2 protein-coding genes are annotated in these 1,362 nt (G+C 74.7%); both read left to right on the plus strand.

Features of this window, described 5'->3' with window-relative positions; genetic code table 11:
- The coding region (locus MVA01S_RS29855) for a gamma-glutamyltransferase (protein WP_174539019.1) at window positions 1-950 on the plus strand (950 nt) is incomplete at its 5' end.
- The coding region (locus tag MVA01S_RS29860) for a RidA family protein (RefSeq protein WP_003929550.1) at window positions 940-1,362 on the plus strand (423 nt) is incomplete at its 3' end. The genes MVA01S_RS29855 and MVA01S_RS29860, both read left to right, overlap by 11 nt.

Consider the following 1,362-nt stretch of genomic DNA (forward strand, 5'->3'; position numbering starts at 1 on the left):
CCGGCGGAGCGCCGTTCACCGGCGACGAGTGGGCCGCGGGTGCGCACGTCGCGCCCGAACCCGCGCTGACCGGCCGGTACGCAGGGGCGACGGTGCATCAGACGCCGCTGCCCACGCCCGGTTGGATGGTGCTGCAGCAGGCGGCGCTGTGCGACGGCAGCGTCGGGTTCGCCGGCTGGATGAGCGCCGAGGTGGTCGACCGGTTGGCCCGGGCCGCCCGGCTGGCCTTCGCCGACCGATTCGCGTTGTGCGCCAGCGACAATGACGGCGCCCGCCAAGTGCTGGCGGCCGACCGGATCGACGCCCAGCGGCGTGATCTCGACCTGGGTGTCGAACAGCACGGCCGCGCCGAGGTGCACGCGGGCGACACCACATCCACCGTGGCCGTCGACGCCGACGGGCGGGCGGTGAGCTTCATCCACTCGCTGGCGTTCACCTTCGGCGCCAAGTTCAGCGTCCCCGGCACCGGCGTGGTGCTCAACAACCGGCTGGGCCGCGGCGCGTACCTGATCCCCGGCCATCCCAACGAGGTGGCGCCGCGCCGCAAGCCGCTGCACACCCTCAACGCGTGGGTCGTCACCGACGACGCCGGTGCGCTGCGGCACGCAGGCAACACCCCGGGCGGGGACGGTCAGGTGCAGTGGAACATGCAGTTGCTCTCCCACCTGCTCGACCACGGCCTCGATCCGGCCGAGGCGGTGTCGGCGCCCCGGTTCACCGTGTTCCCGGGATCCGACGCCGACGTCGTCGGCGCGCCCGACGAACTGCGCGTGGAGGAGACCCTGCCCGCCGAGACCCGTCGCCGGCTCGCAGCCGCCGGACACCACGTCGTCGTTCAGCCCGAGTTCGGCGGTGGCGGCAGCGCCCAGGTCGTCTCCGTCGACGACCGCGGCGTGCTGGCCGGGGCCGCCGACCCGCGTCAGGAAGGCATCGCCCTCGGTGTCGACTGAGCAGCCCGTGCCGTCCCCGCAGGGCGACTATGTGCCCGCGGTGCGCCACGGCGACGTGGCCTACTCGGCCGGGATGACCCCGCGGCGCGACGGGAAACTGGTCGTCACCGGCCTGGTGGGGGACACCCTGTCGGTCGAGCAGGCCCGCGCGGCCGCCGCGCTCGCGGCGGGCAACGCGCTGGCCGCGGTACGGTCGGTACTGCCCGGAACGGCAGCTCTACGGTGTCTTCGGATGACCGTCTACATTGCCTGCCGGCCGGGATTCGCCGAGCTCAGCGCGGTCGCCGACGGGGCGTCGGCGACGCTGGCCGCCGAACTGGGCGCGGCCGCACTGCCCGCCCGGTCTGCGATCGGGGTGGCGGCGCTGCCGTCCGGGGCGCCGGTCGAGATCGACCTGACGGTCGCGGCGGGG

This window comes from Mycolicibacterium vaccae NBRC 14118 = CIP 105934, from assembly GCF_001552715.1.
In the GTDB taxonomy this organism is placed as follows: Bacteria; Actinomycetota; Actinomycetes; order Mycobacteriales; family Mycobacteriaceae; genus Mycobacterium; species Mycobacterium vaccae.